The sequence below is a fragment of the Saccharothrix violaceirubra genome (assembly GCF_014203755.1).
Lineage (GTDB): Bacteria > Actinomycetota > Actinomycetes > Mycobacteriales > Pseudonocardiaceae > Actinosynnema > Actinosynnema violaceirubrum.
The window spans coordinates 3,777,551-3,801,855 of record NZ_JACHJS010000001.1 but is presented as its reverse complement, the minus strand read 5'-3'; the positions used below and the strand labels follow the sequence as shown (position 1 = coordinate 3,801,855).

The 24,305-nt window shown below is 71.9% G+C and carries 20 protein-coding genes and 2 pseudogenes; 11 read left to right on the top strand and 11 right to left on the bottom strand.

Going from position 1 to position 24,305, the window contains the following annotated elements; genetic code table 11:
• Positions 1–59: 59 nt before the first annotated feature.
• Positions 60–581, top strand: a complete 522-nt coding sequence (locus F4559_RS17830) for an EF-hand domain-containing protein (protein WP_184670134.1) — start codon at positions 60–62, stop codon at positions 579–581.
• 40 nt (positions 582–621) lie between these two features.
• Here the strand turns inward: F4559_RS17830 and F4559_RS17825 are convergent, their stop codons facing one another.
• Positions 622–2,697 (bottom strand): M6 family metalloprotease domain-containing protein, encoded by a 2,076-nt coding sequence (locus F4559_RS17825; RefSeq protein WP_184670132.1) that lies wholly within the window; start codon positions 2,695–2,697, stop codon positions 622–624.
• A gap of 126 nt (positions 2,698–2,823) precedes the next feature.
• Between F4559_RS17825 and F4559_RS17820 the strand changes: the two genes are divergently transcribed.
• The 5 genes from F4559_RS17820 (at position 2,824) to F4559_RS35175 (ending at position 7,486) form a co-directional block, all read left to right on the top strand.
• Positions 2,824–3,180, top strand: coding sequence for a PadR family transcriptional regulator (locus F4559_RS17820; protein ID WP_184670130.1), 357 nt, complete (start codon positions 2,824–2,826; stop codon positions 3,178–3,180).
• Complete coding sequence (locus F4559_RS17815) at positions 3,177–4,520, top strand: permease prefix domain 1-containing protein (protein ID WP_184670128.1); 1,344 nt, start codon at positions 3,177–3,179, stop codon at positions 4,518–4,520. Before F4559_RS17820 ends, F4559_RS17815 begins: the two co-directional genes overlap by 4 nt.
• 82 nt (positions 4,521–4,602) lie before the next feature.
• Positions 4,603–5,343, top strand: a complete 741-nt coding sequence (locus F4559_RS17810; protein WP_184670126.1) for an SDR family oxidoreductase — start codon at positions 4,603–4,605, stop codon at positions 5,341–5,343.
• 93 nt (positions 5,344–5,436) lie between these two features.
• Positions 5,437–6,771: a hypothetical protein gene (locus tag F4559_RS17805; RefSeq protein ID WP_184670124.1), complete on the top strand. Its 1,335-nt coding sequence runs from the start codon at positions 5,437–5,439 to the stop codon at positions 6,769–6,771.
• A gap of 154 nt (positions 6,772–6,925) precedes the next feature.
• Positions 6,926–7,486, top strand: coding sequence for a snapalysin family zinc-dependent metalloprotease (locus F4559_RS35175; RefSeq protein WP_246446009.1), 561 nt, complete (start codon positions 6,926–6,928; stop codon positions 7,484–7,486).
• Positions 7,487–7,574: 88 nt separating this feature from the next.
• On the opposite strand, the pseudogene F4559_RS36765 reads toward F4559_RS35175, so the two are convergent.
• A pseudogene (locus tag F4559_RS36765) lies at positions 7,575–8,295 on the bottom strand (NAD(P)-dependent alcohol dehydrogenase); the annotation flags it as partial.
• A 537-nt stretch (positions 8,296–8,832) separates the two neighbouring features.
• Between F4559_RS36765 and F4559_RS35165 the strand changes: the two are divergent.
• The 3 genes and pseudogenes from F4559_RS35165 to F4559_RS17785 all read left to right on the top strand — a co-directional run bounded on the left by F4559_RS35165 (position 8,833) and on the right by F4559_RS17785 (position 11,691).
• A complete protein-coding gene (locus F4559_RS35165; protein ID WP_246445245.1) occupies positions 8,833–9,975 on the top strand; it encodes a PLL family lectin in 1,143 nt (380 codons plus the stop codon).
• Positions 9,900–11,181: pseudogene (locus tag F4559_RS36760) on the top strand (LLM class flavin-dependent oxidoreductase). Before F4559_RS35165 ends, F4559_RS36760 begins: the two are co-directional and overlap by 76 nt.
• Positions 11,182–11,199: 18 nt before the next feature.
• Positions 11,200–11,691, top strand: a complete 492-nt coding sequence (locus F4559_RS17785) for a DUF2017 family protein (RefSeq protein WP_221447269.1) — start codon at positions 11,200–11,202, stop codon at positions 11,689–11,691.
• On the opposite strand, the gene F4559_RS17780 is transcribed toward F4559_RS17785, so the two are convergent.
• The gene (locus F4559_RS17780) at positions 11,681–12,259 is read right to left on the bottom strand and encodes a TetR/AcrR family transcriptional regulator (protein WP_184670120.1); all 579 of its coding nucleotides are present in this window, start codon (positions 12,257–12,259) and stop codon (positions 11,681–11,683) included. The genes F4559_RS17785 and F4559_RS17780 overlap by 11 nt on opposite strands.
• A gap of 32 nt (positions 12,260–12,291) precedes the next feature.
• Positions 12,292–13,635, bottom strand: a complete 1,344-nt coding sequence (locus F4559_RS17775; protein ID WP_184670118.1) for an MFS transporter — start codon at positions 13,633–13,635, stop codon at positions 12,292–12,294.
• 319 nt (positions 13,636–13,954) lie between these two features.
• On the opposite strand from F4559_RS17775, the gene F4559_RS17770 reads away from it, so the two are divergent.
• Together F4559_RS17770 and F4559_RS17765 are read left to right on the top strand one after the other, a co-directional pair.
• On the top strand, positions 13,955–16,570 hold the full coding sequence (locus tag F4559_RS17770; RefSeq protein ID WP_184670116.1) for a helix-turn-helix transcriptional regulator: 2,616 nt from the start codon (positions 13,955–13,957) through the stop codon (positions 16,568–16,570).
• Between the two features lie 258 nt (positions 16,571–16,828).
• Positions 16,829–18,877: a sensor histidine kinase gene (locus F4559_RS17765; protein WP_312865707.1), complete on the top strand. Its 2,049-nt coding sequence runs from the start codon at positions 16,829–16,831 to the stop codon at positions 18,875–18,877.
• Here F4559_RS17765 and F4559_RS17760 read toward each other — a convergent pair.
• The 7 genes from F4559_RS17760 to F4559_RS17730 form a co-directional block, all read right to left on the bottom strand.
• Positions 18,874–19,227: an SCO4402 family protein gene (locus tag F4559_RS17760; protein WP_184670114.1), complete on the bottom strand. Its 354-nt coding sequence runs from the start codon at positions 19,225–19,227 to the stop codon at positions 18,874–18,876. The two genes, F4559_RS17765 and F4559_RS17760, sit on opposite strands and share 4 nt — an antisense overlap.
• Before the next feature lie 4 nt (positions 19,228–19,231).
• Positions 19,232–19,981, bottom strand: coding sequence for a hypothetical protein (locus F4559_RS17755; RefSeq protein WP_246445242.1), 750 nt, complete (start codon positions 19,979–19,981; stop codon positions 19,232–19,234).
• Positions 19,982–20,019: 38 nt separating this feature from the next.
• Entirely contained in the window at positions 20,020–21,150 is a 1,131-nt protein-coding gene (locus F4559_RS17750; RefSeq protein ID WP_184670110.1) for a hypothetical protein, read from the bottom strand.
• Positions 21,151–21,160: 10 nt separating this feature from the next.
• The gene (locus F4559_RS17745) at positions 21,161–21,484 is read right to left on the bottom strand and encodes an ESX-1 secretion-associated protein (protein ID WP_184670109.1); all 324 of its coding nucleotides are present in this window, start codon (positions 21,482–21,484) and stop codon (positions 21,161–21,163) included.
• Positions 21,481–22,131: a YbaB/EbfC family nucleoid-associated protein gene (locus F4559_RS17740; RefSeq protein WP_184670107.1), complete on the bottom strand. Its 651-nt coding sequence runs from the start codon at positions 22,129–22,131 to the stop codon at positions 21,481–21,483. The genes F4559_RS17745 and F4559_RS17740 overlap by 4 nt, the downstream gene beginning before the upstream one ends.
• Before the next feature lie 112 nt (positions 22,132–22,243).
• Positions 22,244–23,164, bottom strand: a complete 921-nt coding sequence (locus tag F4559_RS17735; RefSeq protein ID WP_184670105.1) for an MBL fold metallo-hydrolase — start codon at positions 23,162–23,164, stop codon at positions 22,244–22,246.
• A 33-nt stretch (positions 23,165–23,197) separates the two neighbouring features.
• Positions 23,198–24,301 (bottom strand): DUF4034 domain-containing protein, encoded by a 1,104-nt coding sequence (locus tag F4559_RS17730; RefSeq protein WP_184670103.1) that lies wholly within the window; start codon positions 24,299–24,301, stop codon positions 23,198–23,200.
• Positions 24,302–24,305: the final 4 nt, after the last annotated feature.

Here is a 24,305-nt window from a genome sequence, read left to right as displayed (position 1 = left end):
CCGCGGAATGCCCGACCGGGTGGTTGTCGCCCTCGCCGTGTCCTGCCAGGTTGGCGGGCGTGGCGAGCGACTTGCAGAAGCGGAAGACCTCCGTCGTGTTCACCGCGATGGACGTGAACGGTGACGGTTTTCTGGAGCGTGCGGACTTCGAGGCGTTGACCGATCGCTGGGTGGCCATCCGGGGCGAGGCCGGGTCGGATCGGTTGCGCGAGATCATGACGGGTTGGTGGGCGGCGTTGTCGGCGGCGTCCGACGGGAACCGCGACGGACGGGTCACGCTCGACGAGGTGCTGGCCGTCGTCGACGACCTGGGCACGATGCTCGACCTGGTCACGGCGACCGCCGAGGCCATGTTCGAGGCGGTGGACGAGGACGGCGACGGGCTGGTCTCGGCGGCCGAGTACGCCCGCATGATCCACGCCTGGACCGGTGCCGACGCGCCCACCGACGTCGCGTTCGCCCGGCTCGACCTGGACGGCGACGGGTCGCTGTCCAGGTCCGAGTTCGTCGGCCACTGGGTGGAGTTCTGGGCCGGGAACGACGGGAACGCCCCCGGCACCTACGTATTCGGCGAGGTCTGACCGCCGGACCCCTTGCCGCGCAAGGGGTCCGGGAGCCGGGTCAGCGGGATGACACCGTGCAGGTCGTGGTGGACGACTTGGCGGGGTCGCTCTCCGACGTGGCGGTCAGGGTGATCTTGCCGGTCCGGGACCCGTCGGTCCGCTTGGCGTGGACGGGCACCTCCACCTGACGACCGTTCTTCGCCGCGGCCAGCGCGTTGGGCAGCGTGACGCTCCACCCCGCCGTCGACGTGGCCTTGAGCCGGTAGACGTCGCCGTCGAGGTACTGGGCGACGTCCTCGGGGTGACCGTCGGGCGACCCCGCCTTGCGGGCGGTGTTCAGGAGCCGGAAGTCGCACGTCGCCACGCCGTGGTGGGACGCCCGCGCGGCGGTGGGCAGCAGCCTGACACCGCGTTTCTGCGGCCCGGCGCCGTCCAGGGAACGGATCGCCACCGTGTAGGACAGGATGCCCTGCCGGTCGCGTTCGACGTCCACCACGTAGAAGTGCAGGCGGTTGGCCCGGTCCACGTACTCGTACTCGCTGCCCGAGTCCGTGCCCGCGTGGAACAGGGCGTCGGCGAGTTGCCGGTAGTCGCCGATGGTGATCGGGACCTTGGTGCCGTCGGGCAGCACGTAGTCGGTCATCCCGATGTCCTGCGGGTTGGCGTCCACGACCCAGGCGAACGGCGCCTGGTCCTCGTCCTTCGTCTTGGCCAGCAGCACGCCCGCGTCCGGCGTGAACGAGTCCACGCCCATGCGGTCGACGACCTCGACCGTGTAGTTGCGGTACCCGCCGCCGTCGCAGTACGGGTCGACGCGGGGATCGCACGCCGGTGTCCGGTCGGCGTCGAGCACGACGTTCACGCCCGACAGGCCCCGGGGGCCGGGCTGGACGCTGCGGGCGGTCACGGTGGCGGTCACGACGCCCGACGTGGCCAGGGCCTCGCGGGACAGGCGCAGGACGTTGCGCTCGTCGACGATACCCAGCTTGATCTTGTTGCGCAGCATGTGCTGCGCGCCCATGGACGCGCCGGCGGTCGCCGGGATCACCCAGCGGGAGTGCGGTCCGCCCGGCCCGTTGAAGGCACCGCGCGACAGCATGTCCCAGATGCCGTTGTAGTCCCGGCGCGGCGGGTTGGCGAACGGGTTGTTGTAGTTGTCGCCGATGCCCAGCAGGTGGCTCAGCTCGTGCGCGTACACGCCCTGGCCGGAGCTTTCGGCCTGGGTGGACGACCCGGCCGCCGCGTTGGGCCACATCGTCGAACCGGACGCCCACGACGTCCAGTCCACGTACCGCGTGCGCGACCAGTTCGGCAGCGACTCGTCGGGCGGGCCGTAGGGGTCGGTCACCGCCTCCTTGGTCGGGAACTTCATCATCCCGAACTCCTGCCACGTGCTGGTCTCGTCCTGACCGGCCGACAGGTAGTAGACGAAGTCGAAACCGGCGGGCACGGTCGACCCGACGTCGGCGGTCCAGGCGGCACGCCCGTCGGTGCGCATGTTCCGGTCGCACCTGTCGCCGGCGGGGCACCCGGTGCCCGACTGGAACTCCATGCCGTACTCGTGGTCCTTGCCCGGCAGCGTGTACGGGCCGAACGAGGTCAGGTCGACGCCGTAGCGCCCGCCCGAGTCCTCCATCCAGTACTCGTGCACGGTGTGCCCGCGGTTGAGGGCGCCGGGTTTGTTGAGGAAGTCGCGGTAGAACGCCGCCACCTCGGAGCGCGGGACGTCATGTGCCTCGGCGCCGGGGTTGCCGAACACCGTCGAGTGCTGCGGCTGGGTCACGACGAACGGTTGGTTCGGGTAGTCGAGCAGCACGAGCGCGCCCTTGAACGTGCGCGTCGACCCCTTCTTGGCGGGGTCGGCCCAGTCGGTCCCGGGGATCTTGCGGTAGTCCCGCTCCCAGGTCATGTGGTCCGGGTTGACCCAGTCCTGCGGGTCGAGCGGGCCGGGGACGCCGCCCTGGGCGGTGGTGCGCGCGGCGTCGCGTTCCTGCTGCCACGGCTGCTGTTGCGGCCAGTGGTCGTACTGCCAGGGGTGTTCCGCCGGCGGCGGAGTGGCCTGCGCGGTACCGACGGCCAGGGCCGCGACCGAGAGGACCACGGTGGCTAACAGGCGTCCACGGGTGAGGTACATGCCACCTCCGATGTGTCGATCCGCCCACGCTAACGGCCGCATGGGCCACCGGATCCCGTTGTCAGTTGACGCTCCCGCTATACCTAGCACTACTATGCATCAGGCTTCTAGGTGTAGGGAGGGTGCGTGAAGGTCACGAAGGATCTGGTGGCCGCGTCGGCCACCCCGATGGTGCTGGGCATCCTGGCCGTGGAGGACAGCTACGGCTACGCGATCCTCAAGCGCATCAACGAGTTGTCCGGCGGCGAGCTGGAGTGGACCGAGGGCCTGCTCTACCCGCTGCTGCACCGGCTCGAACGGCTCGGGCACGTGGAGTCGGACTGGCGGTCGGTCGCGGGGGAGCGGCGGCGCAAGTACTACCGGATCACGCCGGACGGCCTGGCCGAACTCGCCGAGCAGCGCCGCCAGTGGGAGACGGTCGTCGACACGCTCAAGGGGATCTGGCCCGGTCCGATCACGATCCCGCTCGGGGGCACGGCATGAGCGACGACATCGAGGCCCAGTTCGCCCAGTGGCGAGACTTCGTGCGTCGCCGCCCGGAGCTGCGGCCGGCCGACGTGGCGGAACTCGAGGACCACCTGCGCGGCTCCGTCGAGGAACTGCGCGCCGCCGGGCTCAGCGGCGACGAGGCGTTCCTGGTCGCGGTCAAGCGCATGGGCAGCCTGGACGAGATCTCGCGCGAGTTCGCCCGCGAGCACTCCGACCGGCTGTGGAAGCAGTTGGTGCTGACCGGCCCGACCCCGACCCGGTCGCGGGCCGGTCTGGTGGCGATGGTGGTCTGCGCGGCCGGCGCGGCGCTGTCGATCAAGGTGCCCGCGCTGTTCGGCGTCGACATCGACCACGACGCCGAGGCCTATCTGCCCAACTTCGCGCTGTTCACACTGCCGTGGCTGGCCGGCTTCCTGGCCTGGCGCCGACAGGCGCCCCGGATCGTGCTCGGCGTGCTGGCGGTGGTGTTCGCGCTCGGCGCGGTCGCCGCCAACGCCTACCCGCTCGCGGAGACGTCCCAGTCGCTGATCGTGTCGAGCGTGCACCTGCCGATCGCGCTGTGGTTCGCGGTCGGCCTGGCCTACGTGTCCGACGACCCGCGCTCGCCGCGGCGGCGCATGGACTTCGTCCGCTTCACCGGCGAGTGGTTCGTCTACTACGTGCTGATCGCCCTGGGCGGCGGCGTGCTCGTCGCGTTCACCGTCGGCACGCTGAACGCGATCGGCGTGAACCCGGAGTACTTCGTCACGCAGTGGCTGGTGCCGTGCGGCGCGATGGCCGCCGCGGTCGTGGCCGGGTGGCTGGTCGAGGCCAAGCAGAGCGTCGTGGAGAACATCGCCCCGGTGCTCACCCGCCTGTTCACCCCGTTGTTCACGGTCGCGCTGCTCGCCTTCCTGGTCGCCCTCGGCCTGACCGGCGGCGGCATCGACGTCCAGCGCCAGGTGCTGATCCTGTTCGACCTGCTGCTGGTCGTGGTGCTGGGTCTGCTGCTGTACTCGATCTCCGCGCGCGACCCGCTGGCACCGCCCGGCGTGTTCGACCGGCTGCAACTGGCGCTGGTGCTCAGCGCGCTGGCCATCGACGTGGTGGTGCTGCTGGAGGTCGCCGGGCGGATCACCGAGTTCGGCACGACGCCCAACAAGGCCGCCGCGCTGGGCGAGAACGTGATCCTGCTGGCCAACCTCGGCTGGTCGGCGTGGCTGGTGCTCGGTCTGGTCCGCCGGCGTACGCCGTTCGCCGCGCTCGAACGGTGGCAGACCGCCTACCTGCCGGTGTTCGCCGGCTGGGCGTGGCTCGTCGTGCTGGTCTTCCCGCCGGTGTTCGGTTTCGTCTGATCCGCGTCCGGGGATCATCCCGATCGGGTGATCCCCGGACCGGGTCGCGGCGGCAGACTCGGTGTCGACGAGAGGGGTCGGCATGCGGGTGGTCGTGATCGGCGGCACGGGTCTGATCGGGTCGAAGGTCGTCGCCTGGCTCGAGGGTCGCGGGCACGACGCGGTGGTCGCGGCGCCGTCGACGGGCGTGAACACCATCACGGGCAAGGGACTGACCGAGGTCGCGCGCGGTGCGGACGTCCTGGTGGACGTGTCGAACTCGCCGTCGTTCGCGGACGACGACGTGCTCGCGTTCTTCCGCACCTCCACCGCCAATCTGATCGGCGCCGCCCAGGGCTCCGGTATCGGGCACTACGTTGCGCTGTCGGTGGTGGGCGCCGACCGGGCGCCGGATTCGGGCTACCTGCGGGCGAAAGCGGCCCAGGAGCAACTGATCCGCGACTCCCGGCTGCACCACTCGCTCGTGCTGGCCACCCAGTTCTACGAGTTCGCCGCCGGGATCGCGGACGCCGCGACCACCGACGGTGTCGTGCGGCTGCCGCCCGGCGCCGTCCGGCCGGTGGCCGCCGCCGACGTGGCCGACCTCGTCGCCCGCACGGCGGTCGGCCCGCCGCTCGACGGCGTGGTGGAGATCGGCGGTCCCGAGGTCTTCGGCCTGGACACCTGGATCCGCACCTTCCTGGCGGCGAAGGGCGACCCGCGGACCGCGGTGACCGATCCGCGGGCCCGGTACTTCGGCACGGTTCCCGACGAGCGGACGCTGGTGCCCGGTCCGGGTGCGGTGACCGGCCGGGTGCGACTGGCGGACTGGCTCGCGGGCTGAATACCAAGATCGACACGGTTGTGCGACGCGGGACGATCTTCGCCTCGCCCGAGGTTAAAGTCCCCGGACTGCCGCCCAGCCGAGGGGACTCCCATGCATCCGACGCCGCCCGGATCGCCGTCCGACCCCGGATCGACCTCCTCCGAGGACGGGAGACGGTTCCCGGCCCGTGAGCCGTCCCTGCACGAACGCCTCCTCGAACTCGAACAGGAGGAGGAAGCCGACGCCGCGGCCACCGGTCACGCCGACGACGACGTCGACCTGGACGACCTGCTCGCCGGGATGTCCGGGCAGGCCACCACGTGGGAGGAGATCCGGCGCCGCGGCCGGGAACTGCTCGTGTCGCTGAGCTTCGACGTCGCCGCCGAGCCCGGACCGGGACCCCGGGGTCCGAGTCCGGCGCCGGTCGTGCCGTACCCGACGGCCGACGGCCGGGCCTTCGCGACGTCCGGTCCCGAGCGGGTCGGGCACCTGACCGGCGACGCCCTCGGCGCCGGGATCGTCGGGCTCCTGATCGAGCGGCAGGACACCGGCACCGCGGACTTCGCCCCGGTCGTCGAGGCGGTCAGGGCGCGTTTCGACGAACTGGCCGCGCACGACGGTTCCGCCGGTCGGCACGAACCGCACGCCGCCGTGCTCTCGGCGCTGCTCGCGGCCAGGCCGGCCCTGGTCGGGCTGCGCGAGTCGGTCGAAGATCCCGAACTCGACCTGCCGCTGCCCCAGGCCGCCGCCGTCGTGCGCTTCCTGGCCGCGTACCCGCACTTCCAGGCGACGTTGACGACACTGGTCGCCGCGATCAGGTTCGACTCGGGCACGGCGGACGGCTTCGGCGGCGGGGTGTTCAGCCCGCACGGCGACGGGTGCGTGCACGTCTCCCGGCTGCGCGACACCCCGCCCGGTGCGTTCGTCCGGCTGTTCGTGCACGAGACCGGTCACGCCGCGTTCGAGGCGACGCTGCTCGGCCGTCGCGAGATGCAGCCGGTGCTCGGCCGGGGGCAGGCCGGGCACCTGATCGCGCAGCCGTCCGGCGAGAACTTCGAGGAGGCCGACCACGACCCCGTGATGTGGAGCGCGGAACTGCGCGACCTGGAGGACTTCTGGGCCTCGACGTCCGAGGAGGCCAGGAACCTCTACCGGGCGTGGCTGGTGCTGCGCGTCGACGGCGGGCGCCACCTGCTCGGCCAGGACCTGTGGGCGTTCGGGAAGCGGCGGCTGTCCGCCGACCAGCGTCGGGTCTACCAGGCCGGGAAGTTCATCGAGTTCTGCGCCGAGGTGTTCATGCAGTACGCACTGGGCGACCTGCGCCCGTTCCTGGTGGAGCTGTTCGCGGACCCGCACGTCGAGGACGGGATCGCCGTGGCGTGGCGGCACGTCTGGGACGTCCTGGAGACCGTGGCCGCGCCGCTCCTCGGAGCACGCGCGTCCTGACGTGAAGCGGGTCGCTCCGTCCACACAGGACAGTGCGATGTTATGTGAAAGTGTTATTTCCCGGACCTCGTCGGGGCTCCGTTACGTTGGGTGAACCGCCGGGCGCGTCCCTGCACACGCGCCGGCATCCCTGCGCCATGAGGAGTCCTGCGTGATGCTCCGACTGAAATCGCTTCCCCTCCTGCTCGCCCTCGCCGTCGGACTGGTGGCCGCGCCGACGGCGACCGCCGCGCCGACGGCGACCGCCGCGCCGCGGCAGGCCGTGCGGACCATCTACTACGACTCGTCCCGCGCCGCCGAGTTGGCGTCGCAGGTCGAGGAGGCCGTGAAGATCTGGAACGCGGGCGTCACCAGCGTGCGCCTGGTCAAGGGCTCCGGCGGGGTCACGGTGACCACGGCGCAGAACGGGTCCGCGCCGGGCACCGCGAGCTGCGTGGGCTGCACCCGCGGTCAGATCTACTTCTACCGCAACCAGATCACCCAGTCCGGCGCGGCGCCGCTGCGGGTCGTCGTGCACGAGTTCGGCCACATCCTCGGCCTGAACCACCCGCAGGACATCGGCAACTGCGACAAGGTCATGGCCGGCGGCCGGTGTGCCAACCCGAACCCGAACGCGGCCGAACTCGCGGCCGTGCAGCGGTACTGGGGCGGCTTCCGCGTCGAGGGCTCGACCGTGCCCGAGGAGCAGGGCGTGCACGAGGCAGCCGCGGCCTGAGGTTCCCGGGCCGGCCCGGCGTCTCCCCGGGCCGGCCCGGTGCCCACCGCGTGCCGGTCAGTCCCGCCACCACGGTGATCACCACGTTGCCGCGCTTGTGCCCGGAGTCGACGTGCCGATGCGCCTCGGCGATCCGCTCCAGCGGGTAGGCGCGGTCCACGGCCACCCGCAGCGTGCCGTCCTCGACCAGTTCCCGGATCGTCGGCAGCGTCGCGCTCTTGTCGACCGACATGCCGATGACGACCTTCCGCCCGCCGCGCCCGCGGGAAGGAACCCTTCGCCACGGTGTCGAACACGACGTCGTAGGAGTCGAGGTCGGCGGTGAAGTCGCGTGCGGTGTAGTCGATCACCTCGTCCGCACCCGGCGACCGGACCAGGTCGACGTCGGACGGCCCGCACACGCCCACCACCTCGGCGCCGAAGTGCTTGGCCGGTTGCACCGCGTACGTGCCGATGCTGCCCGACGCCCCGGTGACCGGCACCCGCTGCCCCGGCCGCACGGAAAGCTTGTCGCGCAGGAAGTACGGCGCGGTCGTGGCACCGTCGACGGCGGCGGCCGACTCGGCGAACGACAGGCGGGTCGGCTTGGGCGCGAGCGAGCCGGACGCGGGCATGCGTGCGTACTCGGCGTGCCCGCCGACGGCGAAGCCGGTGAATCCGAACACCTCGTCGCCCGGCGCGAACCGGGTCACCGACGACCCGGCCGAGTCGACCACCCCGGCCACCTCCAGGCCCGGCGTCCGCGGCCCGCGGCGGGGTCGGCGCAGGCCGAGGATCACCCGTCCCCACACCGGTTCGCCACGACGCATGGTGCACTCGGCGGACGTGACCGTGGTGGCGTGGACCTTGATCAGGACGTCGTCGGCGCGGGGGACGGGACGGGGCGCGTCGACGACCTCGACGACCTCGACGACGTCGGCGGGACCGAATCCGGTGTGGACCGAGGCTTTCATGGGCGGACGGTAGCCGCGGTCCGTCACCGCGATTCAGAGGGAAATCAGGGGATCACCTGGGTGTGCCCCCCGGAACCGGTGTCGGGGCGGCGTTCCGCGCATCTTTCGCCTGCCGTTCCGGGGTGTCAACGAACGTTTCCATTGTCACCCGATATTGCCGGAGGATGGGTGACCGCGCGACGCGAAACAATTTCCGGATCATCCGATCGTCAGGTCTTCACCTGCGCGAACGGCCGTTTGACACGAATTAGACGACTACTGCGCGAAATGCCTCGACCGTGCGGCCGAACCCCTGAAAGAGACCTTCTCGGCCGGTTCCGGCACTGCCATGGTGGTGGGCGTCCCATTGCCGGCCGGATCCACCGGTCAGGGACCCGAAAAGGGGGATGGACGATGAAGAATCGGCTCGCCGCGAGACTGTTGATCGGCGCCGCCGCCATCGCGACCGCGGTGGTGACCGCGATCGCGCCGGGTGCTTCGGCACAGCCCGGGGTCGCACCCGCCGCACTGCCGGCCACGGCGGAACGGGCCGCGCCGCTGACCTACGCGCAGGGCGTGGGCCGCAACGCGGACGGTCGGCTCGAAGTGTTCGCGCGTGGCACCGACGGTGCGCTGTGGCACATCTGGCAGACCGCGCCGAACAACGGCTGGAGCGGCTGGGCGAGCCTCGGCGGCTACTTCACCGGCACCCCGTCGGTGATCAACAACGCCGACGGTCGGCTCGAGGTGTTCGTCCGCGGCGGGGACGACGCCGTGTGGCACATCTGGCAGACGGCGCCGAACAACGGGTGGAGCGGCTGGGCGAGCCTCGGCGGCACGATCACGTCCGATCCGGTGGCCGGTCGCAACCAGGACGGCCGCATCGAGGTGTTCGCGCGTGGCGGCAACGGTTCGCTGTGGCACATCTGGCAGACCGCGCCCAATAACGGCTGGGGTGGCTGGGCCGGTCTGGGCGGCTACTTCACGGGAAGCCCCTCCGTGGCGAACAACGCCGACGGTCGCCTCGAAGTGTTCGTCCGCGGCGGCGACGACGGCCTGTGGCACATCTGGCAGACCGCCCCGAACAACGGGTGGAGCGGTTGGGCGAGCCTCGGCGGCACGATCACGGCCGACCCGGCGGCGGGCCGCAACCAGGACGGTCGGCTTGAGGTGTTCGTGCGCGGCGGCGACGGTTCGCTGTGGCACATCTGGCAGACCGCACCGAACAACGGCTGGGGCGGGTGGGCCGGTCTCGGCGGCTTCATCGGTACCCCGCCCGTCGTGGGCAACAACCAGGACGGTCGCCTGGAGGTGTTCGTCCGCGGCGGCAACGACGCCCTGTGGCACATCTGGCAGACCGTGCCCAACGGCGGCTGGAGTGGCTGGGCGAGCCTCGGTGGCGTGATCACCTCGGTGCCCGCGGTCGACAACAACGCCGACGGTCGCCTGGAGGTCTTCGCCAGGGGCGGCAACAACGCGCTGTGGCACATCTGGCAGACGGCCCCGAACAACGGGTGGAGCGGTTGGGCGAGCCTCGGCGGCGTGCTGACACTCTGATCCTTCGACGGTGCACGGATCGGCCGGGTGCCCGCACCCGGCCGATTCCTTTTCGTACCCGGACGGCACATCCGCCGGCCCGGCGACCCTGCCACGCTCGGACGTGCGACCGCACGAACGCCGACGTGGACGGGAGAAGAAGTCGTGAAGTTCAGCTACGCCATGCTGCCGGACTTCCCGCTGCGGGACTCGATCGAGGCGATCCGCCTGGCCGACGAACTCGGCTTCCACGCCGTGTACGCGGCCGACGAGACGTGGCACAAGGACATGGGCAGCTCTTCGCCGCCGCGGACAAGACGCGGGACATCCGCCTCGGGCCGTGCCTGTCGCCGGTCCTGCTGCGGGAGCCCACGCTCATCGCCCAGGCCGCCGCGACGTTGGACGAGCTGACCGGCGGACGCGCGGAGTGCGTGATCTCCAGCGGGAACTTCGGCCTGCTCGCCCAGTACGGGATCGACTGGCGCGGCGCCAAACCGCTGTCCCACGTCGCCGAGGCGCACCACGTGATGCGCACCTTCCTCGACGAAGGCGCGATCACCCACCACGGCGAGCACTACCACTACGACGGCCTGTTCACCTTCGCCCGTCCCGTGCGCGACCGGTTGCCCGCTCAAGCTCGGCGCCATGCGCGGACCGCGGTCGTTCCGCCTGGCCGGGGAGATCGCCGACGGCGTGCACCACGCGTTGAGCTACACCTATCGGGCCTACCGGTACCTCGTGGACAACGTGCGCATCGGCGCGGAACGCGCGGGCAGGGACTGGCGCACGCTGGACATCGGCGCGTGGGTGGTGTTCGCGGTCGGGCACGACGGGGAGGCCGCGAAACGTGCCGCCCGCGCCGTGGTCGCGCTGTACGCGTCGTCGATGTCGGACGAGCGGTTGATGCGCAACGGCGTCGACCCGGGCAGCCTGGCCGAGGCGGTGGCGGCGGTCGGTGCCGGCGACCTGCGCCGGGCCTACGACCTGACGCCGGTCGAGGTGGCGCAGCGGCTGTCGGTCGCGGGCACGCCGGCCGAGTGCGTCGGGAAGATCGCGGACGAGATCGCCCGCGCGGGCGTGGACCACCTGATCCTGGCCGTCACGGACGCCGACCTGGTCCGCGTGCTGTGCGGGCTGGAACTGCCGGGCGTACTGGGCGTGCGCGACCAACTGCGGCTCGTGCACAAGCACGTGATGCCAGCCTTCGACCGGCACGGACTGCTCTGAATGGTCGCGGAGCGCATGATGGACGTCTTCGACGTGCCGGAGAGCGACTGCTTCGACGCCGTGCGTGCCGTGGACGGCATCGTGGTCCGCATGTCGGCCACCGTGGCGACGGTCCTGGCGCACCGGATCGGCGACCTGCTGCGGTACCTGGAGCACGGCGTCCTGCCCGACACCCGGTGGCGTCGTGGCCGCACCGACCCGGCCCGGGCGCGGATGTTCGGCGACATCCACGAGGGACGCGCCCAGTCCCGGCGCTTCCGGGAGGAGTACCGGGACCGGTTGTGCGACACCGGTCCCGCGCTACGGGTGCTCGAACGCTGCCAGGGCGTGTCGCCGTTCGTGCTCCGACCGGCCGAGGTGGACGACTGGGTGGCGACCATCGGGTTGCCGGGTCGCCGTCGCCACCCGCGCGGCGAACGCGACGACGTCAACTGGTTCGGGATCATCGTGACCGCCCTGGTGGTCGCCGCCGACCCCGGTCTGTTCGCGGGACCGCCCGTCACCGGGTGAAGGCGTCGATCAGGAACCCGATCAACCGGACGCTGTGGTCCTCGCCCGGCGGCGAGGACTCGCGCGCCCACGCCGCCGACGTGATCGCCGTGAACAGGTCCGTCGGCGTCAGGTCGGCACGCACCCGGCCCGCCTCCTGGGCCATCGCGAGCAGCGCGCCGCCCGCGCCGTGCATGTCGACGCACGACTGGTGCAGCGGCGTGCCCTCGTCGTAGGTGCTCGCGGTCAGGAAGCCCACCAGGCCGCGGTACGTGCTGCAATGCGCCACGGACTGGTGGAACCACGTCGTCAACGCCGCGACCGGGTCGTCCCCGGCGTGGGCGGTCAGCTCCTCGGCGCGGTCGCGCAACGCGTCGAGGCTGTCGCGCACCGACGCCTCGATCAGCGTCTCGCGGGTGGGGAAGTGGCCGTACAGGGTGCCGATCGCGACCCCGGCGTTGCGGGCGATGTCCTCCAGCGCGGCGTCGGTGCCGTGGGCGTCGAACGCCGTCCGCGCGGCCGTGAGGATGTTGTCGTAGTTGCGCCGTCCGTCCGCTCGTTTCGGGCGTCGGGCGAGGTACGCGGTCACGAAATGCCTCCTTGGGCCGCAGTCGGGCCAGGTTAGCCGACCGGCGTCCGCAGGATGTTGATCACCGGCACGGCCAGTGCGGCGATCACCGCGCTCCACGCGAACACCGCCGACGGCCCGGCGGGCAGCAGGAGCACGGCCAGGCCGATCGAGCCGCCGACCGTCAGCGCGGTCTGGAGCAGCCCGGCGGCGATGCCCGTGTCGGCGGGGTCGACGGTGGACAGCACGATCATGTTGAACGGGATGATCGCCACCCCCACGCCTACGCCGAGCACCACGATCTGGGGCAGCACGGCGGTCGCGTAGGAACCCGTCGCCGCGGCGAGCCAGGCGAACGCGGCGACGACGAGCACCAGCCCGACCGTCGCCCGGGTGCGCAGGCCCCACTTCGCCACGTACCTGGTGAGGACCTGCGTGCTCGCCAGCAGCGCCAACCCGAACGGCAGCAGGGCCAACCCCGTCCGCAACGGGCTGAACCCCAGCGTGCCGGTCAGGAACTGGCTGGTGTGGAAGAGGAACCCGGTGAGCACGGACGCCAGCAGGACCAGCGCGACGAAGCCGCCGATCCGGGCCCGGTCGGCGAAGACGCGGCGGGGGAGCAGCGGCTCGGCCGCGCGGCCGTCCACCGCCACCAGGACCGCGACCAACACCGCCGACACCACCAGCGGCACGACGGTCCACACCTGGCCCCAGCCCCGCTCGGCGGCGTTGACCAGGCCGAACACGCCCGTGCCCAACGCGGCGGTGACCAGCACGGCACTCGGCACGCCCAGGGACCGTGCCCGTGCGGCGTCGTCCTTGCCCACCGCGCGCACCGCGATCGCGAGGATCAGCACGCCGACCGGCACGTTGACCAGCAGGCTCCACCGCCAGTCGCCGACGGCGGTCAGCAGGCCGCCGAGGATCATCCCGGACGCGGCACCCAGCGCCGTGACCGTCGAGTAGAGCCCGAACGCGCGGGCCTGGCGTTCGCCGGTGAACAGGATCGCCAGCAGGGCCAGTCCCGTCGGCCCGGCGATCGCGGCGCCGGCGCCCTGTGCGACGCGTCCGACGATCAGGACCTCGAAGGTCGGCGCCAGCCCGGCGGCCAGCGACGCGACCGTCAGCAGCCCGATGCCCAGGAGGAAGACGCGGCGGTGGCCCAGGACGTCGCCCAGGCGGCCGGCGGGCAGCAGCAGACCGCCGAACGCGAGGAAGAACGCGTTGAGCACCCAGGTCGCGGCGGCCACGTCGACGCCGAGGTCGGCGCGCAGCGCGGGCAGCGCCACGTTCACCACGGTGCCGTCGAGTTGCAGCAGGAACTCCGCGCCGACGATCGCGGCCAGGGCGGGGCCCCACGGCGAGGCGGTGCGCGCCGCCGGGGTTTCGGTGGACATGGGACTCCTTCAAGTCGAGATTGCCTCGACCTATTAAGTCGAGGCGGCCTCGATGAGTCAACGAAGTCCACCCAGTGGGCAGTCCGCATCGGGTGGACCCGATCTCGTGGGCGTCCACGATAGGCACCGCGCCCGGCCGGCCACGAAGATCGACCACGGGTCGCCGCCGCGGCCCTCGGGGCCGGTCAGGAGACATCCGTTCCCCGGTGGAGGTCCGACCCGGCGCGCGGTCCGCCCCGCACGCCGGGTCGACTCCCCTCCGGGCGCTCGGCTTCGTGGGGGGCCGAGCGCCCGGACCCCGTCCGGAGAGGAACAGGTGATGGACACGCTTCGGCACAACCGGCTGGTGGACCGGGAGACGCACCTGGCGCGGATCGCCGAACTGGCCGCCTACGCCCGTGCCGGGTCCGGCGGGCTGCTACGCCTCGTCGGCGGGTCCGGCGTCGGGCGCAGCGCGCTGCTCGCCGAAGCCGCCCGCCGGGCCGCGCTCGGCGGACTGACCGTGCTGCGGGCCAGGTGTGCGGTCGACGAGACCGCCACCTCCTACGCCGCGGCCCGTCAACTCTTCGGCCTCGACCCGAACGGGGACGGCACCGAGGCCGAACTCTGGTCGTTGCTGCGCCTGCACTGCGCGCACGACACCCTCCTGCTCGCGGTCGACGACGTCGGGCTCGCCGATCCCGAGTCGCAGCGCTGGCTGGTGCGCGTCGCCCGCCGCGTCGACCGGCTGCCGGTCCTGCTGCTGGTGACCGAACGCCGTGAGCCCGGCCTGGGGCAGACCCCGTCCGCCTTCGCCCGGGACCTGCCCGTCGAACTCGCCGCCACCTGCCGGGTCGCGCCGCTGGACCGCCGCGCCGCCGCCACCCTCGCGCCCTTGGCGGACGCCTGCTTCCCGGCCACGGCGGGCAACCCGGCCCTGCTGACCGCGCTGCTCGCCGACCTGGAGCCCGGCGCCGCGGAGCTGCCGACCGTGCCGGGCGAGACGTTCACCGACGCGGTCGGGCGATGGCTGCGCGGATGCGGCGCCCGTGCCGAGACCGCCGCCGGGATCGTCGCCCTGCTCCAGGACCGGCCGGTCGCCGACCCGGACGACCCGGCCGCGCTGATCGCCGCCTACTGCGCCGCCGACGTCGACCACGTCACCGGCTGGTTCGCGGACCTGGCCGCACGCGGCCTGCTGGTGCACGACCGCCCCGGGCACTGGCCCCGGTTCGCGCACCCGCTGCTGACCCGTGCCGTCCTGGCCGGACTCGCACCGGGACAGCGCGCGGAGATCCACCGCGCCGCCGCCCGGTTCCGGCACCGCAACGGCGAACCCGACGACCGCGTGGCCGCGCACCTCCTGCACACCGCCGCGCCCGGACCGGCGTGGGCCGCGCACACCCTCGTGAGCGCCGCCCGCACCGCGAGCCCGGCCGACGCCGTCGTGCTGCTGCGCCGTGCCCTCGACGAACCGCTCGGCGAGCACCGACGCGGCCTCGTGCTCGGCGAACTCGGCGGCCTGGAGGTCGTGACCGACGACGCCGAACGCGGCATCCGGCACCTGGTCGAGGCCGTGCACCTGCAGCAGTCCGTCGACGGGCTGTTCCGCGCGGCCAACACACTCGGCACCGTGCTCGCGGCGCGCGGCGAGACGCCCGCCGCGCTCGACGTGATGGCGGACCTGGCCGAACGCTTCGCCGACCGGCCCGACCTGGTGCACGCGGTCGAGGCCGCGGCGGCGCTGATCGCGTCGCACGACGGCCGGAGCTGGCTCGAAGTCGTCCGGGGGCTGCGCCGCATCGCCGTCGGCACGCCCCACGACCTGGCGCCCCCGGCGTTCGCGCTGCTCACCGAGTTCGACGCCACCAACGGCGTGCTGTCCGCGGCCGAGGTCGCCGACCGCGTGCACGCCCTGGTCGCCGGGCCGCTCGACCCGGCGGTCCGTCCGTACGTGCTGGTGTCGGCCGCGACCCTGGCCCAGTGGGCGGACCTGCTCGGCGACGCCGAGCGGCTGGTCGAACGCGGGCTGGCGGCGTTCCGCGAGCCGACCCTGGAACCGGCGTACCAGTGCCTGCTCTCCGTGCGGGCGGAAACCCGGATCATGCGCGGCGAGTACGCGGAGCTGCTGGCGGAGTCGTCCGGTCGGAACCCGCACCTCGTGGCGCAGACCGTCATCGCCCTGATCGAGACCGGGCGTCCGGAGCGGGCGCACGAACTGGTCGCGGGCGTGGACGACGACCGTGATTCCTGGGAGTGGAACGAGTTCCTGTACGCGCGCGGCCTGCTGCGGCTGGCTTCGGGTTCGCCCGCCGAGGCGTTGGCGGACCTGCGCGAGTGCGGGCGGCGTCAGGCGGAACGCGAGGTGCACAGCCCGGTCGTCACGCCGTGGCGCTCGGCCGCCGCCGAGTGCCACGTGCTGCTCGGCGAACCGGGGCCCGCCGTGGCGCTGGCCGAGGAGGAACTGCGGCTGGCCCGGATCTGGGGGACGCCACGTGCCGTCGGGCGTGCGTTGCGCGCGCTCGCGTCGGCCACGGGTGGACGACGGGGGCTGTCGTTGGCGGCCGACGCCGTCGACCTGCTGCGGGAGCCCGCCGTGCCGGAACTGGTCCCGGCCTTGATCACCCACGGCCGGCTGCTGGCCGACAACGGGCGCCGCATCACGGCCCGTCGGGTGTTGCGCGACGCAGCCACCCGTGCGGGACGGGCGGGGGCGGTCCGGCTGCGGGGTGTGGCCGAGGCCGCGTTGCGGGACCTGGGCGCCCGCGGTGCCCGGCCGGAGACGCTCACCGACAGCGAGGAGCGGATCTGCCGACTGGCGGCGGCCGGCCACTCCAACACCGAGATCGCGGAGCTTTTGCACCTCGCGGTGCGGACGGTGGAGACCCACCTGACCAACAGCTACCGGAAGTTGGGGGTTCGGCGGCGGTCGGGGTTGGCCGCGGCGTTGGGGTGAGGTCCGGGCGGTAGGTGCGTGGTGGGTGCCATTCCGAGAGCGCCGGGAGCGCGTTGCTCGTCGTTGCGGAAAGGGGCACTCAAGATGCGTCCTCCGGGCCCTGCCGTCATGTGGTGTCGGTGTCCTGTCGTCATCGGGGGGTGACGGTGTGTCGTTGATTGTGGGTTTTCACCGATCGAGTGTCGCTTGATCGTGGTGTTTCTGCTGCTTGTGGGCGTGCCGTCGCTTACAACGGGGTGACTGATCGGGGAGGCGCGGGTGGGCGACGACGTGCGTGGACGAATGACCGCCCTGGCCCGCACGGCCGGGTTCGCGGCGCTGTTCGTGGTGGCGACCGCGGCCGGGCGGTTGACCGTCCTCGACGCGACGAACCTCAGTCTGGTGTGGCCCGCCGCCGGGGTGGCCGTGCTGTGGTTCGCCGCGCAGCGCCGCTCGCCGACGCTGTGGGTCGACGTGGCGGCGTTCGCCGCGATCACCGTCGTGGTCAACCTCGCCACCGGCGCGAGCCCCGGGCAGGCCGGGGTGTTCGTGATCGCCAACCTGCTGCAGGCCGGGCTGTTCGTGATCCTCGTGGCACGCGTGCGTCCGGTGGTGTTCGAGCGGGGGCTGCGCAGCCTGCCCGACCTGTGGACGGTCCTCGCGGCGACCGTGGTCGCCACCACCGCCGGTGCCCTGGTCGGACCCCTCGGGGTGTGGCTGGTGACCGGGCACTACTCGTTGATCACCACGGCCGTCTGGCTGTCCCGCAACATCGCCGGGATCGTGCTGGTCGGCACGCTGGGCCTCACGCTGCTGCGGTCCGGTCCGGTGCGCAACGTCGGCGAGTGCGTCGCGGTGACGGCGTGCTCGGGGGTCGTCTACGTGGTCGCGTTCACCGCCGACGAGGGCCTGCCCGTGGCGTCCCTGCTGATCTCGCTCACCGTGTGGGCGGGTGCGCGGCTGTCGGCCCGGTTCGTCACCCTGCACACCGCCGGGCTGGCCATGATCGCCGTGCTGTTCACGCTGCACGGCCAAGGTCCGTTCTCCTACGTGGACTCGAACGCCGGCCGGGCGCTGATCGTGCAGTTGTTCGTGACCACCGTCGCGATGATCGGCCTGGCCCTGGCGTTGGGCCGGGAGGAACGCCAGGCGCTGCTCGACGAACTGGGCGAGGAGAAGGAGAACGCGGCACAGCGGGCCACGCTCAATCGCGCCATCATCGACTCGATGACCGAGGGTCTCACCGTCGTCGACTCGACCGGGCGGATCACGTTGGGCAACCCGTCCGCCGTCCGACTGCTCGGCGGGAAGATCGGCCTCGATGGGATCGCGGCCGGCAGCGCGTACTACGGCATGTTCCACCTCGACGGCACCCCGATGTCCGATGCCGAGATGCCCCACGCGCGCCTCGCGGCCGGGGAGACCGTCCAGGAGATGGACGTCCTGATCCGCAACGAGGGTGTGCCCGAGGGGCGCATCCTCCAGTTGCGCGCGACCGCGCTGCCCGAGCCCGGTGGCGGCCAGAGCACGGTGCTCGTCTACCACGACGTGACCGCCGAACGCCGTCACCGGGACGAACTGGTGGCCTTCGCCGGCGTCGTCGCCCACGACCTGCTCAACCCGCTGACCGCCGTCGACGGCTGGTCCGACATCGCCCGCGAGTCCCTTTATCACGCGAACGTGTCCGAGGCGAGCATCGCCCTGACCCGGGTCGGTCGGGCGGCCGGCCGGATGCGCACGTTGATCAACGACCTGCTCTCGTACACGACGGCCCGCGACGCCCCGTTGAAGCCGGTGCCGGTCGACCTGACCGCGCTGGTCGCGGACATCGCCGCCGGGCGTGCCGACGCGGCCGTGGCCGCCGGCGCACCCGTGCCGAAGTTCGCCGGCCGGACCCTGGAACCCGTGCTGGCCGACGCGGTCCTCGTGCGCCAGCTCATGGAGAACCTGATCGGCAACGCGATCAAGTACACCGCGCCCGGCGTGGTGCCGGAGATCGTCGTGACCACGCACCGGCGCGGCGGCCGGATCAGCGTCGCCGTGGTGGACAACGGGATCGGCATCCCGCCGGGCCAGCACGACCGCATCTTCGCCACGTTCCACCGCGCGCACACCGGCACGAACTACACGGGCACCGGCCTGGGGCTGGCGATCTGCCGGCGGATCGTCGAACGCCACGGCAGCACCATCGTGGCGACCGACAACCCGACCGGCGGTTCGCGGTTCGCGTTCACCCTCCCCGCCGTCCGCCCCGAGGACACCTACACGCCCCCGCTGCCCCGCACCGAGCAGCCGCCCAACTCCTTGAGCCGTCGCCAGTCGCTTTAGGCGTCGTCGAGCAGGCGATGCGCGTTCGCGGCGGCGGCCACGACGTCGGGCCAACGTTCGTGGCAGAAGTACTCGACGTCGGGCCGCACCGGGCCGAGCGCGCCGAGGACGGCGAGCAACGGATCGAGTACCGCCTCGATCACCGCGACCTCACGCTTGTCGCGCAGCAGGAAACCGATCGAGTCGGCCACGTCGTGCAGGTCCCAGAACGTGTCGTCGACCAGCCAGTGGACCGCGTCGTCCAGGTCGCCGGGCCGGTGTGCGACGTTCTCCGGGGTGAGCGCGACGAACAACGCCAACGCCTCGACCACGTCGCCACGGCGTCCGGGGTAGCGGATCTCCGCGGCCACGTGATCAGCGTAGTGCCGGTCGGTCACCCAGTCGGGAGATCAGGCCGATGATCGCGTCGACCCGGGGCAGCAGCGTTTCGGTGTCGATGCGCTTGCCGATCGTCGCGAAGACCAAGCCGCCCTCGAAATGCAGCAGGAAAGGCATGGTGCTCAGGAACGATGGCTCGTCGGTGCGGCCGACCATCCACTCGACGACCTGGGGCGTGAACGCACGGGCCACCGCCACCGGATCGGTGGTGTACGCGGCGAAATCCTGCTCCACCTCGGCGGGTAACCGGGCAGGAAGCCACTGCGGGGCGCCACTCGGCGGTTCGGTGGCGTAGCCGGAAGGCGTCGGTGGCAGCGGTCGGCCGCGGAAGTCTGCGTGGACCAGTTGGCTGATCCGCATCGGAGGCAGGACCGAGTCGACCGCTACCTCGATCCGGTACTCGTAAATCGTGGTCGTCCCGGCGGTGGGCACGGACTTCCGGATCGACGCTTCGCTTACGCGTACGGGCCAGCCGTCCCGTCGGAAGTCGATCGCGGTGTCGAAGCGGGCACGTCGCCTTGTGCCCAGCTTGTTGAAAAAGCCTTCAGTCTGGTGACGCAGTGGCGACAGGAGGTCTGCGGACCACGCGCGGGCCTCGTCGCGACCGACGACTTTCCCGCCGACTTCGTCGGCGAAGGCTGCGAGGGCTTCGGCGTGTTCCCGTTCGTCTTTTCGGTGGGTGTGCCATTGCCACCAGTAGAGGAGTGCGATCGGGACGAGCAGCATCGCGATGAGCGGACCGAAGATCGAGAGGGTGTCCATGATCAGATGTCCAGGTGCCCTTCGGTCTTCTCTTTGTACTGGTCTGTGCCCGTGTCGTCGTACGCGGCGGCTTTCTGGCCCGAGCCGAAGTTGCGGATGGGCTTGTCGATGCCCGCGTTCGTGCCGGTGCCGATACCCAGTTGTGCCTGTGCGGCATCGAAGGCCGAGCCCGCGACGGACCTGCCGAATCCGTCCCTGACCCGCTCGCCGAGCACGCCCCTCTCGCCCCAGACCTGCACGATCGGCGACCTGTGGCCCGGCTTCTTGCCGTCCTGTATCCCCGCTGCGACGACGTGGCTGATCTGCTTGTTGGCCATGGAGCGCTGGAACGCGGCCTTCACGTTGCCGATCCGGCCGGCCAGGCCGCGCAGGAAGTCGAGGATCTTCGCGAGGAACTGCTTGAGCCTGGCCACGATCCGGGCGACCCGGCTGCCCGTGGACGCGACCCGGACGCCGGTCGCGGCGCCGGCGGCGGCGGTGGACGCGCCGAAACTGGGCACGGCCGCCGCCAGCGCGGGTATCCAGATCATGATCAGCCAGGTGATCAGCTCGGTGAGGATCGCCTTGATGAAGTCCTCGATGATGGTCATGACCATGCTGGAGATCTGGAGCAACCGCGCCAGTTCGCCGGCCTGACCGGCGACGCCGTCGATCCCGTTGGCGAACTCGCCGAGTTTCGTGCCGGCGGCCTCGCTCGCCGGGCCGCCCCAGCCGGTCACCGAGTTCTTCAGGTCCTCGTCGAACTTCTTGCGCAGCTCGGCGACGCCTTTCGCGATGTTGTTGAAGTTCTCGGCGGCCTGGGACAGGGCGGGGCCGTCGCCGCTGACGAAGTGGATCGCGTCTTCGAGCGGCTGGACGACGCTGATCAGGAAGTTCAATCCCTGTCCGACCAGCCAGCCGATCGGGTCGGTCGCGATGCCGAACGCCGAAGTGCCCACCGCACCGAGCAACCCGGTGGCCTCGGAGGCCAGTCCGGTCACCTCCGCGCCGCCGTCCTTCTGGGCCTTGCCCAGCGCTTCCGTGGTCTTGAGGTAGTTGCCGTAGAAGGGGACGGCTTCGGCCACCTTCTGGCTCGTGGCCTTCTCGCCGACGGTGATCTCCACGCCGCCGGCTTTGGTCTTCTCCTCCGCCATCGTCGTCCCCCTACAGGTTGTCCAGCTCGACTTGCAGGCCGTTCAGCAGCTCCTTGACCGCGGCCTCCTGGTCGTCGTAGCCCTGCGCGGCGCCGGTGAACTTGTCCGAACCGGACCTGAGTCCGTCCTGCATGGCGGTGAAGAGGTCTTTCAGGTCGCCCAGCATCCCGGTGTAGTTGCTTTTGACGAGCAGCCCGACGACACCCCACGACTTGTCCGTCACGTCCGCCTTGGCCACGAGGCCCGCGATTTCCCCGGCGGTGGCGCGGTGGCCGTCGAGCTTGCTGGTGAAGTCCCGCAACTCCTGGGGGCTGACGTCGAAACCGCCGCTCACCGGTCCTCCTGGTCGTAGAGGTTGAGGTAGTGGCCGTCCCTGCCGGGCGCCGGACCCGGCCGCGGCGGCTGTGCGGACCCGTCGTCGTCCCGGAGGAACCCGCGCTGTGAGAAGTCTTCGGGTTCGTCGGCCGGTGCGGGGCGGCGCGGTGCCGGCCGGACAGGCGGTGCGGGGCGTCGTGCCACGGGAGGCGGCGTGGGTGGCGGCGGACCCGCGGGTGGTGGTGCCTGATCCGGTGCGTGCTGTTCGGTCATGGCGCGCATTTCCTGCGGTGTGACGCCGAACAGCCGGGCCTGGGTCTCCAGCACCTGGTCGGTGAGGTGCATGTCGTCGCCGAGCGCGTTCCCGACGATCCCGGCCTGGCGCCGTGCGGCCTCGGCCACGGCCTGGCGCAGGGTCGCCATCAACGCACCGGCCAGTGCGTGCGGCGGGCGACGCAGGGCGTGGTCGGTGAGCCGGATGTCCTTGATCGCCCCGGACGGACCGGCGACCACGGTCACCGCCCGGTCCGGCGAGGTGGCCACCACCTCCAGCGCGGCCAGTTCCCGCTCCATGCCGGCGATGTCGTCGTCCTGGTGGTCGACCCGGTGCAGCCGGGCCTGGAACTGCTCGAACCGGGCGACGAGTTCGTCGAACTCGGCCGACATCGCGAAACCTCCGGAACGGCCGGGACCTCGGGTGGGCCGGGCGGGCCCCATGTTCGCAAGAACGCGGCGGGCTCCGTGCCGGAACGGACAAATCCCGGCGCGACCGCCCGGATCAGAGGGCGCAGCGCAACGGGCCGCCGTGGTACGCCACGGCGTCGCCGAGGGCGGCCGTGATGTCGAACTCCCGGCCGTCCAGCTCGGCGTAGGCGCGGTGCAGGTTGGCGACCAGGCGTTCGGCGTCGGGTAGGGCGGCGAACTCGCCCAGATCGGCTTGGCGGGCGGCTTCGAGGGGTGTGAGGTCGTGGGTCAGGCCGTGGTCGGCGACGGTCCGCACGAACGTGTAGTAGCGGGTGTGGGTTTCGAGGACCTCCTCCCAGGCGTTCCGGTCGATCACGGGACCGTGGCCGGGGACCACGGTTTCCGGGTCGAAGGTGCGCAGCCAGTCCACCGACTTCGCGGCACCGGTCACCGAGCCCATCGCGATCAGCGGGGTCACGCCGTGGAACACGAGGTCGCCGGTGAACAGGACGCGCTGGTCCGGCAGCCACGCGACGACGTCGCCGACGGTGTGGGCCGGGAATCCCGGGTGGCGCAGCACGATCGGCGTGTCGCCGGCGTGGACGGTCACCTCGTCGCGGAACGTCAGGGTGGGTGCGCGCAGTTCGTCGATGTCCCAGTCGGGCGTGGGGGACCAGGCGGGCGGGGTGTTCTTCAGGATGGTGTCGGCGAGGATGCCCCGACGGGTCAGTTCGTGGGCCACGATCGTGGTCGTGTCGGGCAGCAGGGCGTTGCCGTGGACGTGGTCGCCGTGCAGGTGCGTGTTGGCCGCGAACCCGATCGGGGCGCCGCCGGTCGCGGCGTCCACGGCGTCGAGGAACGCCAGGGTCCTCGCCCTGGTGGCGCAGGTGTCGACCAGGACGACCTCGTCGCCCGCGTGGACCGCGCCCGCGTTGTTGAGCCACCACGTGCCGTCGGGCTGGACCCACGCGTGGACACCCGGTGCGATCTCGGCCAGGACCGGTTCACTCGTCATGGCCGGGACCGTACCGGGCGGCCCGGGAATCGATCAGTCCACTGTGGTCGGTCGGACGTGCTGGTACGCCCTGGCCCTGGTGTACGTGAACCCCATCCGCTCGTCGCCCCACAGCCGGCCCCACACCGACGCGTCGGCGTTGCGGTCCAGCACGCGGAACTGGGCGAGCGCCTCGTCGTACCGGCGCAGTTCGACCAGCGCCACGGCCAGCAGCGCCCGGTCCTCGCGCACGGTCGGGCTGTCGGCACCGTCGCCGTCGCCGTCGACCCACGCGAGCGTGGTGTCCACGGCCTGTGCCAACTCCGGCGCCCGCCACGTGTCGGGGTGGTCCTCGCACGCCTCGACCGCGGCGACGATGCGCACCGACGCCAACGCCGGCGACTTCGCGGCGGCCTCGTCGGCGAACGCGAACATCTTCGGGTAGGAGCCGTACCAATGCGGGCGCCAGTACTGCAACGCGTGTCGGTGCCCGCCCCGGTGCGACGGGTCGCAGCGCAGCAGGTCCGCCCACAGTTCGGGGAACCTCGCGGGCGGGAAGCCCAGGCCGCGGGCGATCGTCAGGAAGTGTTGGCGCGGGGTCGGGTCGTCCGGTGCCAGGGCGCTCGCCCGCTTGGCCTGCTCCACGGCCGTGCGCAGCACGCGGTGGAACCCGGCGAACTGCTCGGCGGAGGTGTTGTGGGCACGGTCCGCGCCGCGCAGCACCCAGGCGTGCGCGACGAGCCAGCCCAGGCGCACCACGGCCGCGTCCGGCGACTCGGGCTCGGCGGTCAGCCACTTGTCCAGCCAGGAGGTCCGGTCCGACCAGGTGTGCGCGGCGAGCAGGTCGACGGCGTGCGCGCGGCGGGCCCAGTCGGTCCCGATGGACTCCAGCACCCGGGCGACCGGCTTCCAGTCGCCCTTCCGGCGGGCGGCGAGCGCCGCCGCGAGGTCCGGATCGGTGACGAACGGTTCGTCGGTGATGTCCCATTCGGCGGGCAGGCCCCAGCGGGACGGGTGACGCAGGGTGACCATCCGGGCCCGCAGTGCGGCGCCGCTCACGTAGTCGTCCCACGGTTTGCCGAGCCGCTTGGCCTCGCGGCTGAGCGAGATCATCGCCAGGGTGAAACGCGGCTTGGTGAGCACTGTGAGCAGGCCCATGGCA

What these genes read in the sequence shown, in the direction of transcription:
- F4559_RS17735 (WP_184670105.1), bottom strand. Translation starts at nt 23,164, where the DNA reads ATGACGAGTGAACCGGTCCTGGCCGAGATCGCACCGGGTGTCCACGCG.
- F4559_RS17730 (WP_184670103.1), bottom strand. Translation starts at nt 24,301, where the DNA reads ATGGGCCTGCTCACAGTGCTCACCAAGCCGCGTTTCACCCTGGCGATG.
- F4559_RS17755 (WP_246445242.1), bottom strand. Translation starts at nt 19,981, where the DNA reads ATGCTGCTCGTCCCGATCGCACTCCTCTACTGGTGGCAATGGCACACC.
- F4559_RS17750 (WP_184670110.1), bottom strand. Translation starts at nt 21,150, where the DNA reads ATGGCGGAGGAGAAGACCAAAGCCGGCGGCGTGGAGATCACCGTCGGC.
- F4559_RS35175 (WP_246446009.1), top strand. Translation starts at nt 6,926, where the DNA reads ATGCTCCGACTGAAATCGCTTCCCCTCCTGCTCGCCCTCGCCGTCGGA.
- F4559_RS35165 (WP_246445245.1), top strand. Translation starts at nt 8,833, where the DNA reads ATGAAGAATCGGCTCGCCGCGAGACTGTTGATCGGCGCCGCCGCCATC.
- F4559_RS17770 (WP_184670116.1), top strand. Translation starts at nt 13,955, where the DNA reads ATGGACACGCTTCGGCACAACCGGCTGGTGGACCGGGAGACGCACCTG.
- F4559_RS17810 (WP_184670126.1), top strand. Translation starts at nt 4,603, where the DNA reads ATGCGGGTGGTCGTGATCGGCGGCACGGGTCTGATCGGGTCGAAGGTC.
- F4559_RS17815 (WP_184670128.1), top strand. Translation starts at nt 3,177, where the DNA reads ATGAGCGACGACATCGAGGCCCAGTTCGCCCAGTGGCGAGACTTCGTG.
- F4559_RS17740 (WP_184670107.1), bottom strand. Translation starts at nt 22,131, where the DNA reads ATGTCGGCCGAGTTCGACGAACTCGTCGCCCGGTTCGAGCAGTTCCAG.
- F4559_RS17805 (WP_184670124.1), top strand. Translation starts at nt 5,437, where the DNA reads ATGCATCCGACGCCGCCCGGATCGCCGTCCGACCCCGGATCGACCTCC.
- F4559_RS17825 (WP_184670132.1), bottom strand. Translation starts at nt 2,697, where the DNA reads ATGTACCTCACCCGTGGACGCCTGTTAGCCACCGTGGTCCTCTCGGTC.
- F4559_RS17775 (WP_184670118.1), bottom strand. Translation starts at nt 13,635, where the DNA reads ATGTCCACCGAAACCCCGGCGGCGCGCACCGCCTCGCCGTGGGGCCCC.
- F4559_RS17785 (WP_221447269.1), top strand. Translation starts at nt 11,200, where the DNA reads ATGGACGTCTTCGACGTGCCGGAGAGCGACTGCTTCGACGCCGTGCGT.